Origin of the sequence: Micromonospora sp. DT63, from assembly GCF_049841615.1 — a bacterium.
GTDB lineage: Bacteria > Actinomycetota > Actinomycetes > Mycobacteriales > Micromonosporaceae > Micromonospora.
The window spans coordinates 697,890-717,013 of the sequence record NZ_JBNCKQ010000001.1; the positions used below are offsets into that span (position 1 = coordinate 697,890).

Below are 19,124 nucleotides of genomic sequence, written 5' to 3' on the forward strand. Positions count from 1 at the left end.
CAGTCGATGACGAGCATCGTCATCCTGTACGTCGTCTCCTCCCAGCGCGGGTGGATGTGCCGCAGCTGCGGTCTCGCGATGTTCCGTCACTACACGAACAAGACCCTGCTCGCCGGCTGGTGGGGAGTCGGTGTCATCGGCATTCCGATCTTCCTCGGCGTCGACCGCTTCCGGCTGCGTCGCATCCTGCGCCTCGCCCCGCCCCAGCCCACGCCGGGTGTCGCGGCGTCACTGCCGGCGCCGCTCGACCCCGGCAAGCCGCTGATCCAGCGTCCGGGCGCCATCCTGAGCATCGTCCTGGTGACGGTGCTCGTACTGGTGATCGGCTGCGGAGCCCTCGCCTTCGCCACCACCTAGCCCCCCATGATCAAGTGACGAGAAGTAGGTCCGGAGAGCTTCTGAGACCTACTTCTCATCACCTGATCATGGAGAGATGACGGCGGGCGGCGAGGATCGCGCGGGTCTCCTCGCAGACCTGGGCGGGACTCGTCACAAGGCGACGGTGACTGAAACGGACGACGAGGATTCCGACGGTGGCCAGCAGGGCATCGCGGCGGAGGTCGATCTCGCGTTCGGCCGGATCGCCATGGGTGGTGGCACCGTCCAGTTCGACGTTGACGCGCTCCACCTCGGCGAACATGTCGAGGTAGATGGTCCGGGCTCCGACCCGCACCCGCGCCTGCCGGGTGAACGCCGGCATGTCCGGACCGGTGAAGACGTGGTCGTGACCCCAGATCTCCAGTGCGCTTCGGCAACCGGCGGCGAGCCGATCCAGCAGCCCGCGCAGCGCGGCTCGATCGGTCGACCGGGGCAGGTCGGCCAGGGCGACGACGAGCCGCTGTGGCGTGGTGAGTCGGTCATCGACCGCCCTGATGAGGGGCCCAGGCCGGTCGACCGGTGCCAGCAGCGACCAACAGTCCACAAGGGTCCTGTCGAGTCGCGTCACCAGCATCCCGCCCCGTACCACCACCTGCGGCGGCGCAATCGCGAACCCGACGCGGTGGCGTACCACGAGATGCGGTCGACTACGCAGGCCCGACCCGGTGGGCAGGTCGAGATGCACCGGCTCACCGGGTGGTTGCCGGCGCAGGCCCCACGCGTCGAGCGCGGTCAGCCGACTGAGCGCGCCACGCCCATTGACGTACGCGAGTGCCGCCCGGCGGGCCATTTCGGGCTCGACCCGGGCCAGAGGCGGCAGGTCGGACGTGCGGTCCCGGATCAGCGCGGCGTCAACGTAGACCCCGGGCAGCAGTCGCACGATCCGCCCCGCGCGCCAGGCGGTCTGGATCGTCCACGCCGGCGCCACACGCGCCACGTCCCGACGAACGAGGAGCCCGCCGCCACGCACGAGCCTGTCGCACGGCCTCGGGTCCATGGCACCGACCCTGCCCCGACCTGCCGCCGACAGGTGTTCGCCCGGAGGCCCCTGTGGACGGCGACAACACCTGTGGACGACGACCCACGTCGCATCCGATTGTGGTAGGCGGTGGTCAGGGCCGCGTTGCGGCGTGGAAAAGAGCATGAATGAAGAAAGACGTACATCGGACGGGATGAGATCGTGGCTGCGCGGCGCCTGTCACGCCGCCCCGCTCGGGCAGTCGTACGCCGGCTGAGGTGTCCTCCCGGTCGGGCCGCGGTTCACGGTTGGAGGGCGGATCACCATGGCGCACATCGATCTCGGGATCGACGAGAAGGAGTTTCCCGGCGTCACCGGCCCGATGCGGTACCGTCCGGAAACGGCGAAACCGCTCAACGAGTTGGCCGAGGTGCTGCTGCGCGCCCCGCACACGCTCCCGCCCGGCGAGCGCGAGCTGATCGCCGCGTACGTCTCGGGGCGCAACGAGTGCACCTTCTGCTGCGCGTCACACTCGGCGTTCGCGGCCGCCCAGCTCGACGAGGGCATGACCCTCGTCGACCAGGTACGCGCGGACCTCGACAGCGCGCCCATCTCGGCCAAGCTGCGGGCGCTGCTGCGCATCGCCGGCGCGGTGCAGATCAGTGGCCGCGACGTCACCACCGCGCTGGTCGCCGACGCCCGCGCCGAGGGCGCCACCGACCTGGAGATCCACGACACCGTCCTGATCGCCGCCGCGTTCTGCATGTTCAACAGGTACGTCGACGGGCTCGGCACGTTCGCACCCGAGGGCCAGGAGGCGTACGCGCAGATGGCACAGCGGATCGTCGACGTCGGCTACGGGTCGGCGGCCGCGACACCGACGGTCTGAGCACAACCACGGGTGACCGCACCCCGATCCCCCTGCGATTGTCGATGGGCACGCCTGATGAAGCCCGTCGGCCGTGCGGTAGGAGGGATCGATGGACCGTCCCCGCTTCCTGCTCGACGCCGCCCACCGGCTCCGAGCCGACATGGTCGACCGGCTGAGCACACTCGTCGCCTGCGAGTCGGCGCCGGGCTCGCTGCCGGAGCTGGAGTCCTGCGCCAACCTGCTCGCCGACTGGGGAAAGGACGTGCTCGGCCGGCCCGCCCAGCGGGTCGTGATCGACGGCCTGCCGCACCTGCTGTGGCCGGCCGTCGATCAGCGCGTGCTGCTGCTCGGCCACTTCGACACCGTCTTCCCGGTCGGCACGATCCGGTCCCGGCCGTTCACCGTCCGCGGGGACGTGGCGACGGGGCCCGGCGTGTGCGACATGAAGGCCGGCATCGTGCAGATGTTCACGGCCCTGGGCCTGATCGAGGACACCTCGTCGGTAGGCGTGCTGCTGACCTGCGACGAGGAGAGCGGGTCCGGCTCGTCGCGGCAGCTGATCGAGCGCGAGGCGCGGCGCTCGGGCGCGGTCCTCGTCTGCGAGGCGGCCACCCCGGACGGGCACCTGAAGGTGGCCCGCAAGGGTGGCTCGGTCTACCGCCTCACCGTCTCCGGTCGGGCGGCCCACGCCGGCGTCGAACCCCAGCGCGGCGTCAACGCGACGGTCGAGGTCGCCCACCAGGTGCTCACCCTGGGCACGCTCGGCGCGGCCGACAGCGGCGGCACCTCCGTCACACCTACCCTGCTCTCCGCCGGCACCACGACGAACACGGTGCCCGAGCGCGCCAGCCTGGCCGTCGACGTCCGGGCCTGGACGAGGGACGAACTGGAACGCGTCGATCACGCCATCCGCGGGCTCGTCCCGTTCCTGCCCGAGGCGACGCTGGCCGTGCAGGGTGGAATCAACCGCTACCCGATGGCCCCGGAGCTCGCGCGGCCACTGCTGGAGGTGGCCCAGTCGATCGCCCGCCGGCTGGGCATCCCGCGCCTCACCGGCGCGTACGCGGCCGGCGCGTCCGACGGCAACTTCACCGCCGCGCTGGGCGTACCGACCCTCGACGGCCTGGGCGCGGTCGGCGGCGGGGCACACGCCGCCGACGAGTACGTCTGCCTCGACCGGATGCCCGAACGGACGGCGCTGCTCGCCGGACTCGTCGACGCGCTGTCCACGATGGAGGATGGCAGGGTGCGACCCATCGACGACATCCCGTAACGTGCTTCTCGCCGGTGCGTGACCGGCAGCGAGGGGTCGGCTTCGGCATGCCTACGGGACAGCACTCGGAATCGCTCATTCCCCCGCTCGGCGTCGAGGAGGAATTCCTCGTCGTCGACGCCGACCGGGGCGAGGTCGTACCGGAGGCGGCCACCGTCGTCGACGGCGCGCGCCCGACGCTCGGTGCCCGGGTGGGCGGTGAGATCACCAAGCTCCAGCTCGAAACCCGCACCGACCCGTGCCAGAGTGTCGACGATCTCGCCGCGCAGCTCGTCGAGGGCCGGGCCGCCGTACAGACCGCGGCCCGTTCGGCGGGTCTGCGGGTGATCGCCAGCGGCTCGCCGGTGCTGGGCCGTGCCGTGCCGCCGCCGCTGACCGAGGGGCCACGGCAGGATCGGGGCACCGCCACCTTCCGTGGGCTGCACGACGAGCTGGCGATCTGCGCCGTGCACGTCCACGTGCAGCAGCCCGACCGGGACCGGGCCGTGCTGATCGGCAACCACCTGCGCGCGCACCTGCCGGTGCTCATCGCCCTTACCGCCAACTCGCCCTACTGGGCGGAGCGCGACACCGGCTACGCGAGTTGGCGCAGCGTCACGTGGGGGCGCTGGCCGGTGGCCGGCCCGCCGCCGTACCTGACGTCCGCGCGGCAGTACGACGACCACGTGGACATGCTCCTGGACGCGGGCGCGCTGGTCGACCACGGCACGATCTTCTGGGATCTGCGCCTGTCCGCACACCACCCCACGCTCGAGGTACGGGTGGCCGACGTTCCCGTGACCGCCGCCGAGTCCGCGGCGCTCGCCGCCCTGGTGCGGGCCCTGGTCGTCGTCGCCGGGGAGGCCGTCGATGAGGGCGACGAGGGGCCCCGACTGGTTCCCGACCTGCTGCGGCTCGCGTACTGGCGGGCCGCCCGCGACGGGATGGGCGGCCACGGCGTCGACGTCGGCACGGGCCGGCTGCTGCCCGCGTCCGCCCTGGCCGAGCGGCTCGTCGAGCGCGCCCGGCCGGCGTTGGACGCGGCCGGTGACCGCGAACGGGTGCAGGGCTGGCTGAAGTGGCTCGCCGCGGACGGCGACGGCGCGACCCGTCAGCGTGCCGCCCGGACGGTGCGCGGCCGTCTGAGCGACGTGGTCGACGAGCTCGTCAGCCGGACCGCCCCCGACGTGCCCACCCGTGAAGAGGGCACGCCTGCGTAACGACAGGCGGCGTCGGCTCCGAGATGCTGGACGAACCGGAAGGCCGGCACACGTCAGCACGGAGGCCACAGGTGAACGACACCGACCTGGTACCCAGGGTGCCCATCCAGCACCACCGCCGACCGGCGGCCGAGATGGTGCGCGAGGCGGAGGCGTTCGCACAGCGGATGGCGCAGCGCCGGTCGGTGCGGGACTTCGCCAGCGACCCGCTGCCCGACGGGGTCGTCGAGGCCGCGATCCGGGCGGCGTCGACCGCGCCCAGCGGCGCCAACGTGCAGCCGTGGCGGTTCGTCGTCCTGACCGACCCGGCCCGCAAACGCCGGCTGCGCGAGGCCGCCGAGGCCGAGGAACGGGCGTTCTACGACCGCCGTGCCTCGCCGGAGTGGCTGGGTGCGATCGCCGGGCTCGGCACCGACTGGCGCAAACCGTTCCTGGAGACCGCACCGGCCGTCATCGTCGTGTTCGAGGTGCATCAGGGGCCGCACAGCCCGAAGCCGTACTACGTCAAGGAGTCCGTCGGCATCGCGGTAGGCCTGCTGATCACCGCGCTGCACCACGCCGGCCTGGTCACCCTGACCCACACGCCCAGCCCGATGCGGTTCCTCAACGAGGTGTGCGAGCGACCCGCGGAGGAGCGCCCGTACGTCGTGATGCCCGTGGGTTATCCCACAGCGGACGCCCACGTCCCCGATCTGGCCCGCAAACCCCTCGACGAGATCATGATCCGCTGGTGAGGTCCCCGGTCAGGAACTCGACCAACGGCTCGACGTGCCGGTCCGGGCGCCGCCACTCGGCCAGCAGATCCTCCAGCAGGTGCTGTTCGTGGACGAGTTCCGAGCCGCGGTAACGCCGGATCACCGGATGGATGAAGGCGCTCTCCCGGGCCCGGTCGGGCGTCGGGTGCCGGTCGATGGCGAAGACGTCGCCGTAGTCGTCACGGCCCCACCGCAACGCGAGCGTGTACCACTGCGTGGCCGCCGCGAAGCGCTCCACGGCGTAGTCCTCCGGCAGGTCCTCGTAGTGGTGGATGTCGCCGGTCTCGTCGTCGCGGACGAAGACGTCGCACAGGTACTCGAACTGGGTCCACAACGCCGACGACCAGTTGACGCGGTCGAGCATCAGCTTCGTCAGCGACACGGGATCGGCGGGCGTCGTCGCGTACGACAGCGGCACGCCCTCGTAGCGCTCCCGCAGGATCCGGGTGAAGGTGCGGAGGTTGTACCGGAAGCCGTCGATGAACGGCGACGACGCGTGCTTCGCGTCCCGCGCCTGGGCGATCGTGCCGGCGAAGTACAGGTCGTCGATGTTGCTGGACTGCCAGTCGGGGCGCAGGCCGGGCATGCGGCCGTCACGCACCAGGTCGGGTCGGGACGTCTCGTCGAACATCGTCGTGTCCATCCGGAACCCGGTGCACCGCAGCACCGTGTGGTAGTCCAGTTCGGCGGTCTCCCCCTCCGCGTGGGTGTACGTGATGGACACCCGGAACCGCCCGTCGACGGGCCGGATCTCGTCGATGGTGCAGTCCAGCACCGAGTGCAACGTCTTGAACTGGTAGCTGTCGAGGATCGCGCCGTACTGGCCACGTACGTCCCCGGGATGCTTGGTGTTCCACGCCAGTCGCAGGGGCTGCCGGCTGGCGAGGTGCACCATCGACGCGCGGCCGAGGATGGCCGACGCGGTCTCGAAAGCCGAATTGCCCTTACCGATGATCAGGACCCGCTGACCGTCGTACGCCGTGGGATCGACGTCCATGTCCTCGTACCCGATGGCATGTTCGATGCCCTTGATGGCCGGCACGAAGGGCCGGCCCCAGCCGGTCGCGACGACCAGGCAGCGCGCGCGGACCTCCCCCTGGTCGGTGCCCACGACGAAGCCGTCGCCGCTGCGCGTGATCCGCTCGACGGTCGTGCCGAAACGGATGTTGAGCGCGTGGACCCGCTGGAACTCGGCGAGGTAACGCACCAGGTCGTCGGCGGCCGGCAGGTACTCCTCGCTGAAGCGCGGAAACAGCAGGTCCGGGGAGTCGTTGAGCAGCGAGTTCCAGTCCCAGCGCAGGCGGATCTCCGGATCGGCGCTGTCGGTGTGCACCTTGTTCAGCGAGATGAGCCGACGGTGGCGCGGGAACCGCCGGAAGAAACCGCCGGGCTCGTCGCCGCTCTCCAGCGTCAGGTAGTCGGCGCCGTGCTGCTGGAGGTAGTAGCTCAGTTGTAGGCCGGCAGGCCCCGCCCCGACGATGACGTACCGGTGTTCACTGCTGAGCATCCTGCGGCCCTTCGACGGAGGGATGAATCCATCGACCATGGGATGCGAAGCGATCTGTGTCAATGCCGTTCGTCACCACGCGAGTGCGTGGACAGACCGTCGCGCCGGAAACCCAACGCCCTTCGGGAGGCGCGATCCGCCTTGTAGGCGGCACCGAGCGCCAGGTTGATCGCGACCCGTTCCGCGGTGTCGTCGAAACCCTCGATGTCGAACGCCCGGAACAGCTGGATGCCGTCTCCGGGCCCGTTCCGGACCTCGATCCGCCGGTCCACGTCGACATAGCTGGACGCGGTGACGGAGTCCTTCTCGAAGACGTCGTTCGGGCCGGCCACCACCGGCTTGTCCACGACAGCGGTCAGCTCGTGCGGAGCCGTGAGGAGCTGCTCCAGCCGAGCCGAAGCACGCCGTGCCCCCGCAGAATCATCCGCCTCGAACACCCACACCCAGGTCTCGCGCGGGTGCGCGTTCCAGCAAATGAGCTCGGGCCCGGAGAACTTGCCGGCAACGTCGCACGTCACGAGCGCGTCGGGAAAACGCTGCCGCAACTTGGCCACACGTGTAGCGAGGCCGCCCGCGTAGGCGGCGTGTTCCGAGATGTCCCACGCCACCTACGGCTCGCGCATCCACGTCTTCGGGTCGGTCACGAAGACGCCCTTGCCCTGCTGCCGCCGGATCACGCGCAGCGCCTCCAACCGGGCGTAGGCCATCTGCACAGTCCCGTGGCTGACGTCGTATCGCGAACGCAGTTCAGCGATCGAGGGCAGCTTGTCCCCCGGCTTGACCTTCTTCGACCTGACGTCGGCGATCACATCATCGGCGATGCGCCAGTAATCCGGCACTTCTCGCATGGCACTCCTCGCGTGGCAACCCGATTTGATCACACCGCGACGCACCTAACAAGCAGCGTTGACTTACCTAGCATGTCTAGACATGTTCGATCAGAGCCGGTCCTCGCGTGGCAACGAGTTCGGCTTCCACACTGCTCAGTGCCGTGCCGTCGGGATCCGTCCCTCGACTGGACGCCGAAACTGCTCCACGGTCCCGCCGCGTACGCCGAGGCCGTCGCGGGCGGCCTGGTAGAAGTCGTCGCGGGCTTCGTCGGCCTGCCCGACCATGGCTGCCAGGTTGTCCGGTGGGGTCGGCAGACTCCGCGCCGCCTGCTCCAGGTTCCGCACGGCACGCCGCCAGGTGGAGGCCGCACGTACGGTCGTCGCGTCACCGAGCAGCAGGACCGCCTCCCAGGTCAGGGTATGACGCACGTCCGCCTCGGCCAGCCGGGCCAGCCCGTCCTCGCGGTCCAACGTGGGCGTACGGGAGCCGGGGCGGTGACCGCTCAGCATCCCCAGGGAGACCAGGTGGATCTCCTTCACTGCGCGGGTGAAATCGGCGTACGCGTCCAACCGCCGCTCGTCCCAGCGGACGTTCTGGCTGCGTCGCCATCGGGCACGCTCCGTCACCGTGGTGGCGACCATCGTGCCAATGGTGCCGACCAGTACGCCGAGCAGGGCGGGCAGCTGCGTCAGAACGCTCTCCATATGCTGAGCCTGTCATCCCGCCACCGTGGTGTTGTATTCGCCGTTCTCAGGCGGCGAGTGTGGCGTAGCGGCCGTTGCGGTTGAGCAGACTGTCGTGGTCGCCGGTCTCGACGATCCGGCCGTGGTCGAGCACGGCGATCTGGTCGGCGTCGCGGATCGTGGACAGGCGGTGGGCGATGGTGATCGTCGTACGCCCCTGCGCGAGCACGTCGAACGCTCGCTGCACGGCGCGTTCGGTCTCGGTGTCCAGCGCGCTGGTGGCCTCGTCGAGCACCAGGATGCGCGGGTCGCGCAGCAGCGTGCGGGCGATGGCGAGTCGTTGCTTCTCGCCGCCGGAGAACCGGTGCCCGCGGGAGCCGACCATCGTGTCGTACCCGTCGGGCAGGCCGGCGATGAGGTCGTGGATCTGGGCGGCACGGGCGGCGGCCTCGATCTCGGCGTCGGTGGCGTCCGGCCGGGCGTAGCGCAGGTTCTCCCGGACTGTGGTGTGCAGCAGGTACGTCTCCTGGCTGACGACGCCGACGATCGCGGCCAGGTCGGTCAGGCGCAGGTCGCGCAGATCGATGCCGTCGATGGTGATGCGGCCTGCGGTGGGGTCGTGCAGGCGGCTGACCAGTCCGGCGAGGGTGCTCTTGCCGGAGCCGGTCTCGCCGACGAGGGCGAGGCTGGTGCCGGCCGGCACGTCGAGGGTGATGCCGGCGAGGGCTGCGGTGTCGCTGCCGGGGTAGCCGAAGGTGACGTCGTCCAGGCGCAGGTGGCCGCGGACCTGGGCGGGGTCGAGGTGGACCGGCTCGGTGGGGTCGGCCACGTCGACAGGCAGGTCGAGGTATTCGAAGATCCGGGCGAACAGCGCCAGCGAGGCGGTCAGCGACACCCCCACGTTGAGCAGGCCCATCAGGGGGCGGAACAGGCCGCCCTGCAGGGCGGTGAAGGCGACCAGGGTGCCGATGCTCAGCGTGCCGGCGGTGCCGGGCAGGCCGGCGGCGAGGTAGATGACTGCCGGTACGGCGGCGAAGATGATGCTCATCGAGGCCATCCGCCAGCGGCCGGCCAGCTCGCTGCGCAGCTCCAGGTCGACGAGGCGGGCCGATGAGGCGGTGAACCTGTCGATCAGGGCGGGGCCGGTGCCGAGGGTCTTGGCGAGCTGTACGCCGCTGATCGACAGCCCCTCCTCGACTGTGACGTTGAGGTCGGCGAGTTCACGCTGGCGCTGGTCGGTGATCTCGCGGCGCATCCGGGCGACCCGGCGGGTCAGCCAGACGGCCGGCGGGAGCACCACGAGCGAGACCAGGGAGAGCTGCCAGGAGAGCGCGACCATGGCGACGGCGGTGGCGACCACAGTGGTGAGGTTGGCGGCAACGGCGGTGGCGGTGGAGGTGACCACGGACTGCATGCCGCCGATGTCGTTGGTGATGCGGGACTGCACCTCGCCGGTGCGGGTGCGGGTGAAGAAGCCGAGTGACTGCCGCTGGAGGTGGCTGAACACGTCGGTGCGCAGCCGGTGCATGACCCGCTGCCCGACCTGGGTGGAGATCCAGGTCTGGACGACGCCGAGGGCGGCGGTCACGGCGGCCACGGCGACCATGCCGAGGACCAGCCAGACCAGCAGGGTCACGTCGCCCTGCGGAAGGGCACTGTCGATCACTTCCCGCAGCAGGAACGGGCTGGCCATCGCGACGATCGAGGAGAGCACGATGATCGCGGTGACGATGGCCAGCGCGGGCCGGTGGGGGGTGAACAGGCGGCCGATGCGGCGCAGGGACACCTGGCGGGCCTGCGTCTTCTCCTCGGCGCTGACGGTGCGGTGGCCGCGGTCGCGGCCCATGGGGGTGCGTTCCAAGGGGCACTGCCTTCCAGTCGGGATATGCTGAGGTTACCTCAACATGAGGGAACAACAGTATCGGCTGCTACCGTATTCCGGTGACCGAGGACACCACCGACAGCGGCGACGAGAGCCTGGCCGAGACGTTCTGGGCGGTGGCGTCCCGTCTGCGCCGACAGACCCGGGAGTCGTTGGCGCCGTGGGACGTCACCCCCAGCCAGTCCCGGGCGCTCGGGGTGCTCGGCCGCCACGGCGAGGTACGCCCCGGCACGCTCGCCGAGCACCTGCACATCGCGCCCCGCTCGGCCACCGAGGTCGTCGACGATCTGCAGGCCCGAGGGCTCGTCGAGCGCCGACCCGACCCGGCCGACCGCCGGGCGACCCTGGTCGCGCTCACCGACGAGGGCACCCGCGTCAGCGCCGCCATCCGGGCCGCCCGCCGTGCCGAGGCGGATCGCTTCTTCGGCCACCTCCCCGACAGCGACCGCGCCGAACTGGCCCGCATCCTGCGCACCCTGCGCGCATAACCGCCCCACGCGCGGGTAGGCAGCCGCCCCGTTCGTTCGCCGGACCCCCGCCACCACCAGCCGGGGAGACGTGACAGGAGGCGCCCATGTCTGCCCTGAACCACCACCCCGCCTGATGTGCGGGATCAGCGGGGAGGCGCGCTTCGATGGCCGGCCGCCCGACGCGGCGGCGGTCACCCGGATGACCGAGGCGATGCGCTCGCGCGGCCCGGACGACGAGGGCCTGTACGCCGACGACTGGGTGCTCCTCGGGCACCGGCGGCTGACCATCATCGACCTGTCCGATGCCGGCGGTCAGCCGATGGTGCGCGACGACCTGGGCCTGGCACTGGTCTTCAACGGCTGCATCTACAACTACCCGCAGCTGCGCGAGGAACTGCGGAACGCCGGGTACTCCTTCCGCTCCACCAGCGACACCGAGGTGATCCTGGTGGCGTACGCCCACTGGGGTGAACGTTTCGTCGACCACCTGGTCGGCATGTTCGCGATCGGGCTGGTCGACAGGCCCCGGCGGCGGCTGATCCTGGCTCGCGACCGGCTCGGCATCAAACCGCTCTACCTCGCCGAGGCACCGGGACGGCTGCGGTTCGCCTCCACCCTGCCCGCACTGCTGGCCGCCGGCGACGTCGACACGGGCATCGATCCGGTGGCGCTGCACCACTACCTGTCCTGGCACTCCATCGTGCCCGCGCCGCGCACCGTGCTGCGCGGTGTGCGCAAGCTGCCGCCCGCCACCGTGCGGGTGATCGAGGCCGACGGGCGCAGCCGGGAGCAGGTGTACTGGCAGCCCGACTACGTGCGGGAGCCGGCCGACGCGGGGATGGACGCCGCCGACTGGCGGGCCGCGATCGGCGACGCGCTGCGCGCGGCGGTACGCCGGCGGCTGGTCGCCGACGTCCCGGTCGGGGTGCTGCTCTCCGGCGGCCTGGACTCCAGCCTCATCGTGGCGCTGCTCGCCGAGGCCGGCCAGGAGCACCTGCGCACGTTCAGCATCGGCTTCGACAGCCGGGGCGACGAGTCCGGCGACGAGTTCCACTACTCCGACCTGGTGGCCCGCGCGTACGACACCGACCACCATCGGATCCGGCTCGCCGACGACGACCTGGCGCCCGCCGTACGACGGGCCGTGCTGGCCATGACCGAGCCGATGGGCAGCCACGACGTGGTCGCCTTCCACCTGCTGTCGGAGCAGGTGGCGCGGCACGTGAAGGTGGCGCAGTCCGGGCAGGGCGCCGACGAGGTGTTCGCCGGCTACGGCTACCACCAGCCGCTGACCGAGGCGCCCCGCCACGGCGCCGCCGAGACGTTCGCCGCCGCCTTCTTCGACCGTGACCACGACGAGCTGCGCGCCATCGTCGGCCCGGCGTACGCGCTGGAACACGACGCCAGCCGCGACCTGCTCACCGGCCACCTCGCCGCGCCCGGGGCGCAGACCGCGCTGGACGCCGTCCTGCGCCTGGACACCCACCTGATGCTCCCCGACGACCCGGTGAAGCGGGTGGACAGCATGTCCATGGCCTGGGGGCTGGAGGTGCGTACGCCGTTCCTGGATCAGGACCTGGTCACCCTCGCCGCGCACTGCCCACCGGAGCACAAGGTGGCCCAGGGTGGCAAGGGGGTGCTCAAGGAGGTCGCCCGGGAGGTGCTGCCGGCCGAGGTGATCGACCGGCCGAAGGGCTACTTCCCGGTGCCGGCGCTGCGCAACGTGGACGGGCCGGTGCGCGAGCTCGTCGCCGAGGCGTTGCAGGCTCCGGTCGCGCGCGAGCGGGGCCTGTTCCGCCCCGAGTACGTGGCGCGGCTGCTCGCCGAGCCGGACCGCGCCGAGGCCGCCGCGGGCAGCAACAAGCTGTGGCAGCTCGGTCTGCTGGAACTGTGGTTGCAGACCCACGACATCCGGTGAGGACGGCCCGTCAGCCGGCGGCGGTGTGCGCGGCGAGGTCGTCGATGACCGCGAGCAGGTCCCCGGTGTGCTCCAGCACCCGTCGCTGTCGGGTCGCGCCGGTGCCGTCGCGGCGCAGCCGGGCCAGTTGGGCCAGCACGTAGCCGAGATCGCCGTGACGCAGCAGCGCCGGGGCGATCGCCGCCATCAGCTCGTCCACCAGGTCCCAGGCCGGTCGGGTGCCGCCGGCGCGCAGGTCGATCAGCTCGCCGTCCAGGCCGTCGTGGGCCGCCCGCCAGTGCGCCGCGGCGACGAGACAGTCGCGCACGGGCGGCGCGAGCGCACCGGCGCGTACGTCGTCGGCAAGTGTCGCGACCAGGCTGCGGACCAGGGCGGCGACCAGCACGGCGTCGTCCACTGTCGGACAGACGTCACCGACACGGACCTCCACCGTCGGGTACGCCGACGACGGCCGGGCGTACCAGTAGACCATCGCCGCGTCCAGCATGATGCCGGCGGCGATCAGCTCGTCGACGGTGCGGTCGTAGTCGGCGACCGAGTCGAAGTACGGCGTCGGCCCGATGCTGGGCCAGCGCTCCAACTGCATCGACCGCCAGCTGGCGTGGCCGGTGTCGTACCCGTCGTGCAGCGGCGAGTTGGTGGTGATCGCCTGCACCACCGGCAGCCACACCCGCAGGTGGTTGCAGACCTGCACGGCCAGCTCCCGGTCCGGCAGCCCGACGTGCACGTGACAGCCGCAGACCGCCGGGTCGTGCGCCACCGGCCCGTACCGCCGGGACATCGCGTGGTAGCGCGGCCGGTCGGGCACCGTCCGGTGCGGCTCGGCCACCGGGGTGGCGCCGACCGCCACGAGCCGGGCCCCGGCCGCTGCGGCGGCCTCGACGGCGGAGCGGCGCAGCGTCACCAGGTGGGTGCGCAGCTCGGTGAGATCGGCGCAGACGGGGGTGACCATCTCCACCATGCTGTGCCGGAACTCCTGGCGGCTCTGGTCGCGGGCCGGGCCGCGCAGCGCAGCCAGCACCTGGTCGGCCACCGGCAGGTTCCGGCCGCTGTGCGGGTCGAGGAGCAGGAACTCCTCCTCGACGCCGAGGGTGAGGGTGCCGATGTCGGGCACGGTGTCGACGGTCGTCGGACGATACGCCATGGCCGCCTCCATCCGCTGCTGCGGCCACGGGTGGACACCCCGGCCGGGCGGCTCGGTTTCCCGGCCCGGGCCGTCGGCAAACGCGCGGTCAGAGCGCCGACACCGCCGCCGCCCGACTGTCGAGGAAGGCCCGTTCGGCCGCGTTGTCCGTCAACGCGGCGGCCGTCCGGTACGCCTCGACGGCCTCGCCGCCCCGGCCGAGCCGGGCCAGCAGGTCGGCGCGCACGACGTGCCGCACGTGGTAGCCGGGCAGATCAAGGCGGTCCACCTCGGCCAGCGCCGCCGCCGCGCCGGCGACCTCGGCGAGCGCGACAGCCCGGTTCAGCGCCACCACCGGACCGGGGGCGACCACCGTCAGCTGGTCGTACAGGGCAAGGATCTGACGCCAGTCGGTGTCGGCGGCGCGCGGCGCGGCGCTGTGCACGGCGGCGATCGCGGCCTGGATCTGGTACGGCCCCGGCCGGTCGCGGCGCAGGCAGCGACGCACCAGTGTCTGCCCCTCGGCGATCAGGGCGCGGTCCCACCGGTCCCGGTCCTGTTCGCCAAGCGGCACCAGCTCGCCGGCCGCCGAGGTGCGCGCCGCCCGGCGGGACTCGGTGAGCAGCATCAGCGCGAGCAGGCCCGACGCCTCCGGCTCGTCCGGCATCAGCTCGACGAGCAGCCGGGCCAGCCGGATCGCCTCGACGCACAGTTCGGCTCGAACCAGGTGCGGACCGGCGCTGGCCGTGTACCCCTCGTTGAAGATCAGGTACAGCACGGCGAGCACGGCGTGCAGCCGGTCGGGCAGGTCGGCGTCGCGCGGCACCCGGTACGGGATGCGGGCGTTGCGGATCTTCGACTTGGCCCGGACCAGTCGCTGCGCCATCGTCGCCTCCGGCACCAGGAACGCGCGAGCGATCTCGGCGGTGCGCAGACCGCCGAGCAGACGCAGGGTGAGCGCGACGCGGGTGGCCGGGGCGAGCGCCGGATGGCAGCAGGTGAAGATCAGACGTAGCCGGTCGTCGCGCACGGGCCCCTCCTCGTCGGGCGGGTCGGCGGCGTACAACAGGGCCGCCTGGGCGTGCCGGTGCGCGCGGGTCGCCTCCCGGCGCAGCCGGTCGATGGCCTGGTGGCGGGCCGTCGTGATGATCCAACCGGCCGGGCTGGGCGGCGGGCCGCTGTCCGGCCAGCGTCGCAGCGCGATGGCGAAGGCGTCCTGGACGGCCTCCTCGGCGAGGTCGATGTCCCCGAGAAGGCGCACCAGCACGGCGACCGCGCGGCCGTACTCGGCGCGGAACACCGCCTCCACGTCGGGCACGGTCAGTCTCCGGCCCCGGCCCGGAAGGGGCGGACCTCGATCGGCAGGGTGGTGGCCAGCGCGTAGCGGCGACCCCAGTGCAGGGCGGCGTCCAGGTCCGGCACGTCGATGATGGTGACGCCGCCCAGGTACTCCTTGCCCTCCACGAACGGTCCGTCGGTGGTCAGGACGTCACCGTCGCGGGCGCGCAGCACCGTGGCGGTCTCCGGACCGTGCAGACCCTGACCGAAGACCCAGGACCCGGCGGCTGCCAGCTCGTCGCGCAGCTCACCGACCTCGCGCATCACCTGTGCCAGAAACTCCGGCTCCGGCACCCCACCCTGCGGCTGGTGCATGCTGAGCAGGTAGAGCGTCATCGTTCCTCCTCGTGACGGCCGGCGCGACGCCGACCTCTCATCCTCCACACGAACGACCAGCGCCCATCTCGACAGGCCGGCCGGAAAAATCGGCGGTCCCGGCCACCGGGTGTGCCACGCCGCGCCGGGCGGCCCTGTCGTACGCCAGGTAACGGCACGGTGGCCAGCGCGTACGGGCCGCGGTGTCGTGCCGTCCGGGGTCGGGTGCGATGGTGTAGAAAGGCGGAGTGAGCGCAGCGGTGACTCAGGTGCCGGTCTTCGACCGAAGGACGGTCCACGGTGGCTGACCACGACCAGCCACCCATCGGAGGCACTGTCGGCGCCGCTCTGGTGCAGCTCGGCGACGTCCCTCTGGCGGACCTGCTGGCCGGCGCCGGTGACGGCGTCCTGGCCCACGTGCTGGGCACGCTGGCCGCCGAGGGTGAGCCGGGCCGGCCCGGCGACGTGTCGGCATTCGAGTCGAGCTTCTGACCGTGCCGGCCGACGCCCCGCCGTCGGCCACCCGACACCGCCCTGCCGTGGCCGCGCCCCGCATCCGTCAGGTGGTGCTGAAGGTCCACTCCCGGTGCAACCTGGCCTGCGACTACTGCTACGTCTACCGCCACGCCGACCAGGGCTGGCGGGACCGGCCACGGGTGATGGCACCCGGCACCGTGAGCCGGGTCGCCGACCGGCTCGCCGCCCACGTGGCCCGGCACGGCACCGACCGGGTCCGGGTGGTGCTGCACGGCGGGGAGCCGCTGCTCGCCGGCCCCGCCGTGCTCGACCGGACGGTACGCACACTGCGCGCCGCGATGCCCTGCGGCGTCGCACTCGACGTGGCGATGCAGACCAACGGGCTCCTGCTCGACGAGGCGGCGCTCGACCTGTGCCACACGCACGGCATCGACGTCGGGGTGAGCGTGGACGGCGACCGCGTAGCCAACGACCGCCACCGCCGCCACGCCGACGGCCGGGGCAGCTTCGCCGAGGTGGCCGCCGCGCTGCGCCTGCTGGCCCGACCCGAACACCGGGCCCGCTACGCAGGCCTGCTGTGCACCGTCGACCTGGCCAACGACCCGATCGCCGTCTACGAGGGCCTGCGGGAGTTCGACCCGCCCCGACTGGATCTGCTGCTGCCGCACGGCAACTGGAGCATTCCCCCACCCGGGCGCCACCCCGACGACCCCGCCACCCCGTACGCGGACTGGCTGATCGCCATTTTCGATCGCTGGTACGCCGAGACCCCCCGGCGTACCGGCATCCGACTGTTCGAGTCACTGATCGTGCTGCTGCTGGGCGGACGCAGCGGTACCCAGGCGCTGGGCGCCGCCGAGCCGGACGTCATGACGATCGAGACCGACGGCACGATCGAGGGCGCCGACACGCTCAAGACGACCACCGCGTCGGCGATGCGGACCGGCTTCGACGTCTTTCGGCACAGCTTCGACGAGGCGTTGCGTCACCCGTCGCTGGCCGGGCGTCCCACCGGGACCGCGGCGCTCGCGGCGGCCTGCCGGGCCTGCCCGGTCGTCGACGTCTGCGGCGGCGGCCTGTACGCGCACCGCTTCCGCGACGGCGCCGGCTTCACCCACCCGTCCGTCTACTGTGCCGACCTGCTGCGGCTGATCCAGCACGTGCGGGCGGTGGTGACCGCCGACCTGGACGCGCTGCGCCGCCGCGTCGCCGGGGCGAGCGCGCCGACGCCTGTGGCACGCCCGTGACGGGCCCCCTGTCGGCGGCGCAGCTCGCCGGACTGGCCCAGGGCCACGGCGACGCCTCCACCATCGCGGTGTTGCGGGGCGGGCAGCTCGGTCGCCGTCGGCTGCTGACCGTGGCCGCCGCCCGCGCCTGCCGTGGCGAGCCACTGGTCCGGCAGAGTCTGGAGCTGCTCACCCGCGCCGAGCACGCCCACCCGGCAACGGTCGCCGCGGTGCTGACCCACCCACCGGTGACCGGATGGGCCCGCGCCGCGCTCGACGGCGCCGCCGGCCCCGCCTACCTGGCCGCCCTCGCGGCGGCCGCGGCGACACGCGCCGGCCTGACGTTCACGCTGACACTGCCCCGCCCGGGCGACGGTGTCCTGTCCCTGCCCACCGTCGGCGCGGCGACCGGCCTGCCCTTCGACAGCCCGGTACGGCTCACCGGCGAGGCGGGCACGGTGCGGATCGGCAGCGGCGCGGACGAGGGCGTACGGATCGAGGCGGGCGGTGGCCGGCTACTCGACGCGGGTGGCGGCGCAATCGGCTGGCTGCCGATACGCCGGACCACACCGTTCGACGCGGTCGAGGTGCTGGTCGACGACCAGGACCCGTGGCGCGACTGCTACCACCGGCCGTCGGCACCCCGGCTGGACGACGTGTCGGCCGACCGGCTGACCCGGCTCACCGCCGAGGCCGGGCGGTGGCTGCGGGCCCATCTTCCGGCGCACGCCGACGCGCTGGCCGGGCTGCTGCGCACACTCGTGCCGCTGCGACCGCCGCCCTCGGGCAACCCGGTGAGCGCCACCAGCAGGGACGCTCTCGGTGCCATCGCGCTCTCGGTGCCCGCCGACGCGCCGACCCTGGCGCTGTTGCTCGTGCACGAGTTGCAGCACACCAAACTCGGCGCGCTCTCCGATCTGGTGCCGCTGCACCGCCCGGGTGGGCCGGCCCGCTACCGGGCGCCCTGGCGACTGGACCCACGCCCCGTCGGCGCGCTGCTGCAAGGCGCGTACGCGCACCTGGGGGTGGCCGAGGTGTGGCGTTGCCGGCGGCACGAGGGGACCGCCGCCGCGTTCGAGTACGCGTACTGGCGGGAGCAGACCATCCGCGCGGTCCGGCAGCTCGCCGACGCGGACGAGCTGACCGCGGCCGGCCGGTCCTTCGTGGCAGACATGGCGAGCACCCTGCGCGGCTGGCGTGACCCGGTCGACGGCGCGGTCGAGGCGGCCGTGCGGGACGTGGCGGACGCCAGCGCGGTGCGCTGGGGCTTGGCCAACCTGCTCCCCGACCCGGACCAGGTCGCCCGCCTGGCGCACGCCTGGCGACAGGGCGTGCCGCCGGAGACCGGTCGCCAGGCGTCGACGGTCGTCCCGGCCGCGCCGCGTCCCGCCCTCACCATGGGCAGCGGTCCCGAGGGCGCCGTCCGCCATCGGCTCCTGGGCTCCGGCGGGCCGCCGGGGTCGAGCCCGAGCGACCAGGCGTACGCGGCGGGCAACGCCGAGGACGCGTTGGCCGGGTACCGGCGACGTGTCGCCGCCGACTGCGGGGACGTCGACGCCTGGGTGGGGTTGGCCCTGACCGCCCACCACACCGGGCAGCCGGTCGCGGCCGGGGTGCTGACCAGCCGGCCCGAGCTGGTGCGGGCGCTGAGCCACACGCTCCCCGATGCCGACCCGCTCGCGCTCGCGACCTGGCTGGCGCAGCCCGCCTGACCTGTCGGCTGCGGACAGTAACGCCGCCCCGCCCCGCCCCGCCCCGCCCCGCCCCGCCCCGCCCCGCCCCGGCCCGGCCTGCCTCGCCCTGCCCCGCCCCGGCCCGGCCTGCCTCGCCCTGCCCCGCCCCGGCCCGCCCCGGCCTGCCTTGCCCTGCCCCGGCCTGCCCCGGCCCGCCCCTGCCCGCCCCGGCCCGCCCCTGCCCCCT

19 protein-coding genes are annotated in these 19,124 nt (G+C 72.7%); 10 read left to right on the forward strand and 9 right to left on the reverse strand.

Features of this window, described 5'->3' with window-relative positions; genetic code table 11:
• The first annotated feature begins 6 nt into the window (after positions 1-6).
• Complete coding sequence (locus ACLQ27_RS03325) at positions 7-357, forward strand: hypothetical protein (protein WP_357497145.1); 351 nt, start codon at positions 7-9, stop codon at positions 355-357.
• 58 nt (positions 358-415) lie between these two features.
• Here ACLQ27_RS03325 and ACLQ27_RS03330 read toward each other — a convergent pair whose 3' ends face one another.
• A complete protein-coding gene (locus ACLQ27_RS03330) occupies positions 416-1,375 on the reverse strand; it encodes a DUF559 domain-containing protein (RefSeq protein ID WP_425865545.1) in 960 nt (319 codons plus the stop codon).
• 286 nt (positions 1,376-1,661) lie between these two features.
• Between ACLQ27_RS03330 and ACLQ27_RS03335 the strand changes: the two genes are divergently transcribed.
• The 4 genes from ACLQ27_RS03335 (at position 1,662) to ACLQ27_RS03350 (ending at position 5,413) form a co-directional block, all read left to right on the forward strand.
• Entirely contained in the window at positions 1,662-2,225 is a 564-nt protein-coding gene (locus tag ACLQ27_RS03335; protein WP_425865546.1) for a carboxymuconolactone decarboxylase family protein, read from the forward strand.
• Positions 2,226-2,316: 91 nt separating this feature from the next.
• Positions 2,317-3,480 carry a M20/M25/M40 family metallo-hydrolase gene (locus ACLQ27_RS03340; RefSeq protein WP_357497151.1) on the forward strand — a complete coding sequence of 388 codons (1,164 nt, stop codon included), beginning with the start codon at positions 2,317-2,319 and terminating at the stop codon, positions 3,478-3,480.
• A gap of 47 nt (positions 3,481-3,527) precedes the next feature.
• A complete protein-coding gene (locus ACLQ27_RS03345) occupies positions 3,528-4,679 on the forward strand; it encodes a carboxylate-amine ligase (protein ID WP_425865547.1) in 1,152 nt (383 codons plus the stop codon).
• 134 nt (positions 4,680-4,813) lie between these two features.
• A complete protein-coding gene (locus ACLQ27_RS03350; RefSeq protein WP_234582562.1) occupies positions 4,814-5,413 on the forward strand; it encodes a nitroreductase family protein in 600 nt (199 codons plus the stop codon).
• Here ACLQ27_RS03350 and ACLQ27_RS03355 read toward each other — a convergent pair.
• The 5 genes from ACLQ27_RS03355 to ACLQ27_RS03375 form a co-directional block, all read right to left on the reverse strand.
• Complete coding sequence (locus tag ACLQ27_RS03355) at positions 5,397-6,941, reverse strand: NAD(P)-binding domain-containing protein (RefSeq protein WP_357497155.1); 1,545 nt, start codon at positions 6,939-6,941, stop codon at positions 5,397-5,399. The two genes, ACLQ27_RS03350 and ACLQ27_RS03355, sit on opposite strands and share 17 nt — an antisense overlap.
• A 59-nt stretch (positions 6,942-7,000) precedes the next feature.
• Positions 7,001-7,459, reverse strand: coding sequence for a hypothetical protein (locus ACLQ27_RS03360; RefSeq protein ID WP_425865548.1), 459 nt, complete (start codon positions 7,457-7,459; stop codon positions 7,001-7,003).
• Positions 7,460-7,549: 90 nt separating this feature from the next.
• Positions 7,550-7,789 carry a winged helix-turn-helix domain-containing protein gene (locus tag ACLQ27_RS03365; RefSeq protein ID WP_357497159.1) on the reverse strand — a complete coding sequence of 80 codons (240 nt, stop codon included), beginning with the start codon at positions 7,787-7,789 and terminating at the stop codon, positions 7,550-7,552.
• Positions 7,790-7,924: 135 nt separating this feature from the next.
• A complete protein-coding gene (locus ACLQ27_RS03370) occupies positions 7,925-8,476 on the reverse strand; it encodes a hypothetical protein (protein WP_357497161.1) in 552 nt (183 codons plus the stop codon).
• A 46-nt stretch (positions 8,477-8,522) separates the two neighbouring features.
• Complete coding sequence (locus ACLQ27_RS03375) at positions 8,523-10,301, reverse strand: ABC transporter ATP-binding protein (protein ID WP_425865932.1); 1,779 nt, start codon at positions 10,299-10,301, stop codon at positions 8,523-8,525.
• Positions 10,302-10,396: 95 nt separating this feature from the next.
• On the opposite strand from ACLQ27_RS03375, the gene ACLQ27_RS03380 reads away from it, so the two are divergent.
• Both ACLQ27_RS03380 and ACLQ27_RS03385 read left to right on the forward strand, forming a co-directional pair.
• Positions 10,397-10,825 carry a MarR family winged helix-turn-helix transcriptional regulator gene (locus ACLQ27_RS03380; protein ID WP_234582460.1) on the forward strand — a complete coding sequence of 143 codons (429 nt, stop codon included), beginning with the start codon at positions 10,397-10,399 and terminating at the stop codon, positions 10,823-10,825.
• 115 nt (positions 10,826-10,940) lie between these two features.
• Positions 10,941-12,725 (forward strand): N-acetylglutaminylglutamine amidotransferase, encoded by a 1,785-nt coding sequence (locus ACLQ27_RS03385; protein WP_425865549.1) that lies wholly within the window; start codon positions 10,941-10,943, stop codon positions 12,723-12,725.
• Positions 12,726-12,735: 10 nt separating this feature from the next.
• Here ACLQ27_RS03385 and ACLQ27_RS03390 read toward each other — a convergent pair whose 3' ends face one another.
• The 3 genes from ACLQ27_RS03390 to ACLQ27_RS03400 form a co-directional block, all read right to left on the reverse strand.
• Complete coding sequence (locus tag ACLQ27_RS03390) at positions 12,736-13,869, reverse strand: carboxylate-amine ligase (RefSeq protein ID WP_357573899.1); 1,134 nt, start codon at positions 13,867-13,869, stop codon at positions 12,736-12,738.
• A gap of 88 nt (positions 13,870-13,957) precedes the next feature.
• Entirely contained in the window at positions 13,958-15,166 is a 1,209-nt protein-coding gene (locus tag ACLQ27_RS03395) for an RNA polymerase sigma factor (protein WP_425865550.1), read from the reverse strand.
• Between the two features lie 2 nt (positions 15,167-15,168).
• Positions 15,169-15,522, reverse strand: coding sequence for a YciI family protein (locus tag ACLQ27_RS03400; protein ID WP_357497169.1), 354 nt, complete (start codon positions 15,520-15,522; stop codon positions 15,169-15,171).
• A gap of 279 nt (positions 15,523-15,801) precedes the next feature.
• Here ACLQ27_RS03400 and fxsA point away from each other — a divergent pair, with 279 nt between their 5' ends.
• Genes fxsA through ACLQ27_RS03415 form a run of 3 tightly spaced genes read left to right on the forward strand, consistent with a single transcriptional unit; the run spans position 15,802 to position 18,916 of the window.
• Positions 15,802-15,993 (forward strand): FxSxx-COOH cyclophane-containing RiPP peptide, encoded by a 192-nt coding sequence (gene fxsA, locus ACLQ27_RS03405; protein WP_234582465.1) that lies wholly within the window; start codon positions 15,802-15,804, stop codon positions 15,991-15,993.
• Positions 15,994-15,995: 2 nt separating this feature from the next.
• Entirely contained in the window at positions 15,996-17,225 is a 1,230-nt protein-coding gene (locus tag ACLQ27_RS03410) for an FxsB family cyclophane-forming radical SAM/SPASM peptide maturase (protein WP_425865551.1), read from the forward strand.
• Positions 17,222-18,916 carry an aKG-HExxH-type peptide beta-hydroxylase gene (locus ACLQ27_RS03415; protein ID WP_425865552.1) on the forward strand — a complete coding sequence of 565 codons (1,695 nt, stop codon included), beginning with the start codon at positions 17,222-17,224 and terminating at the stop codon, positions 18,914-18,916. The genes ACLQ27_RS03410 and ACLQ27_RS03415 overlap by 4 nt, the downstream gene beginning before the upstream one ends.
• Positions 18,917-19,124 lie beyond the last annotated feature (208 nt).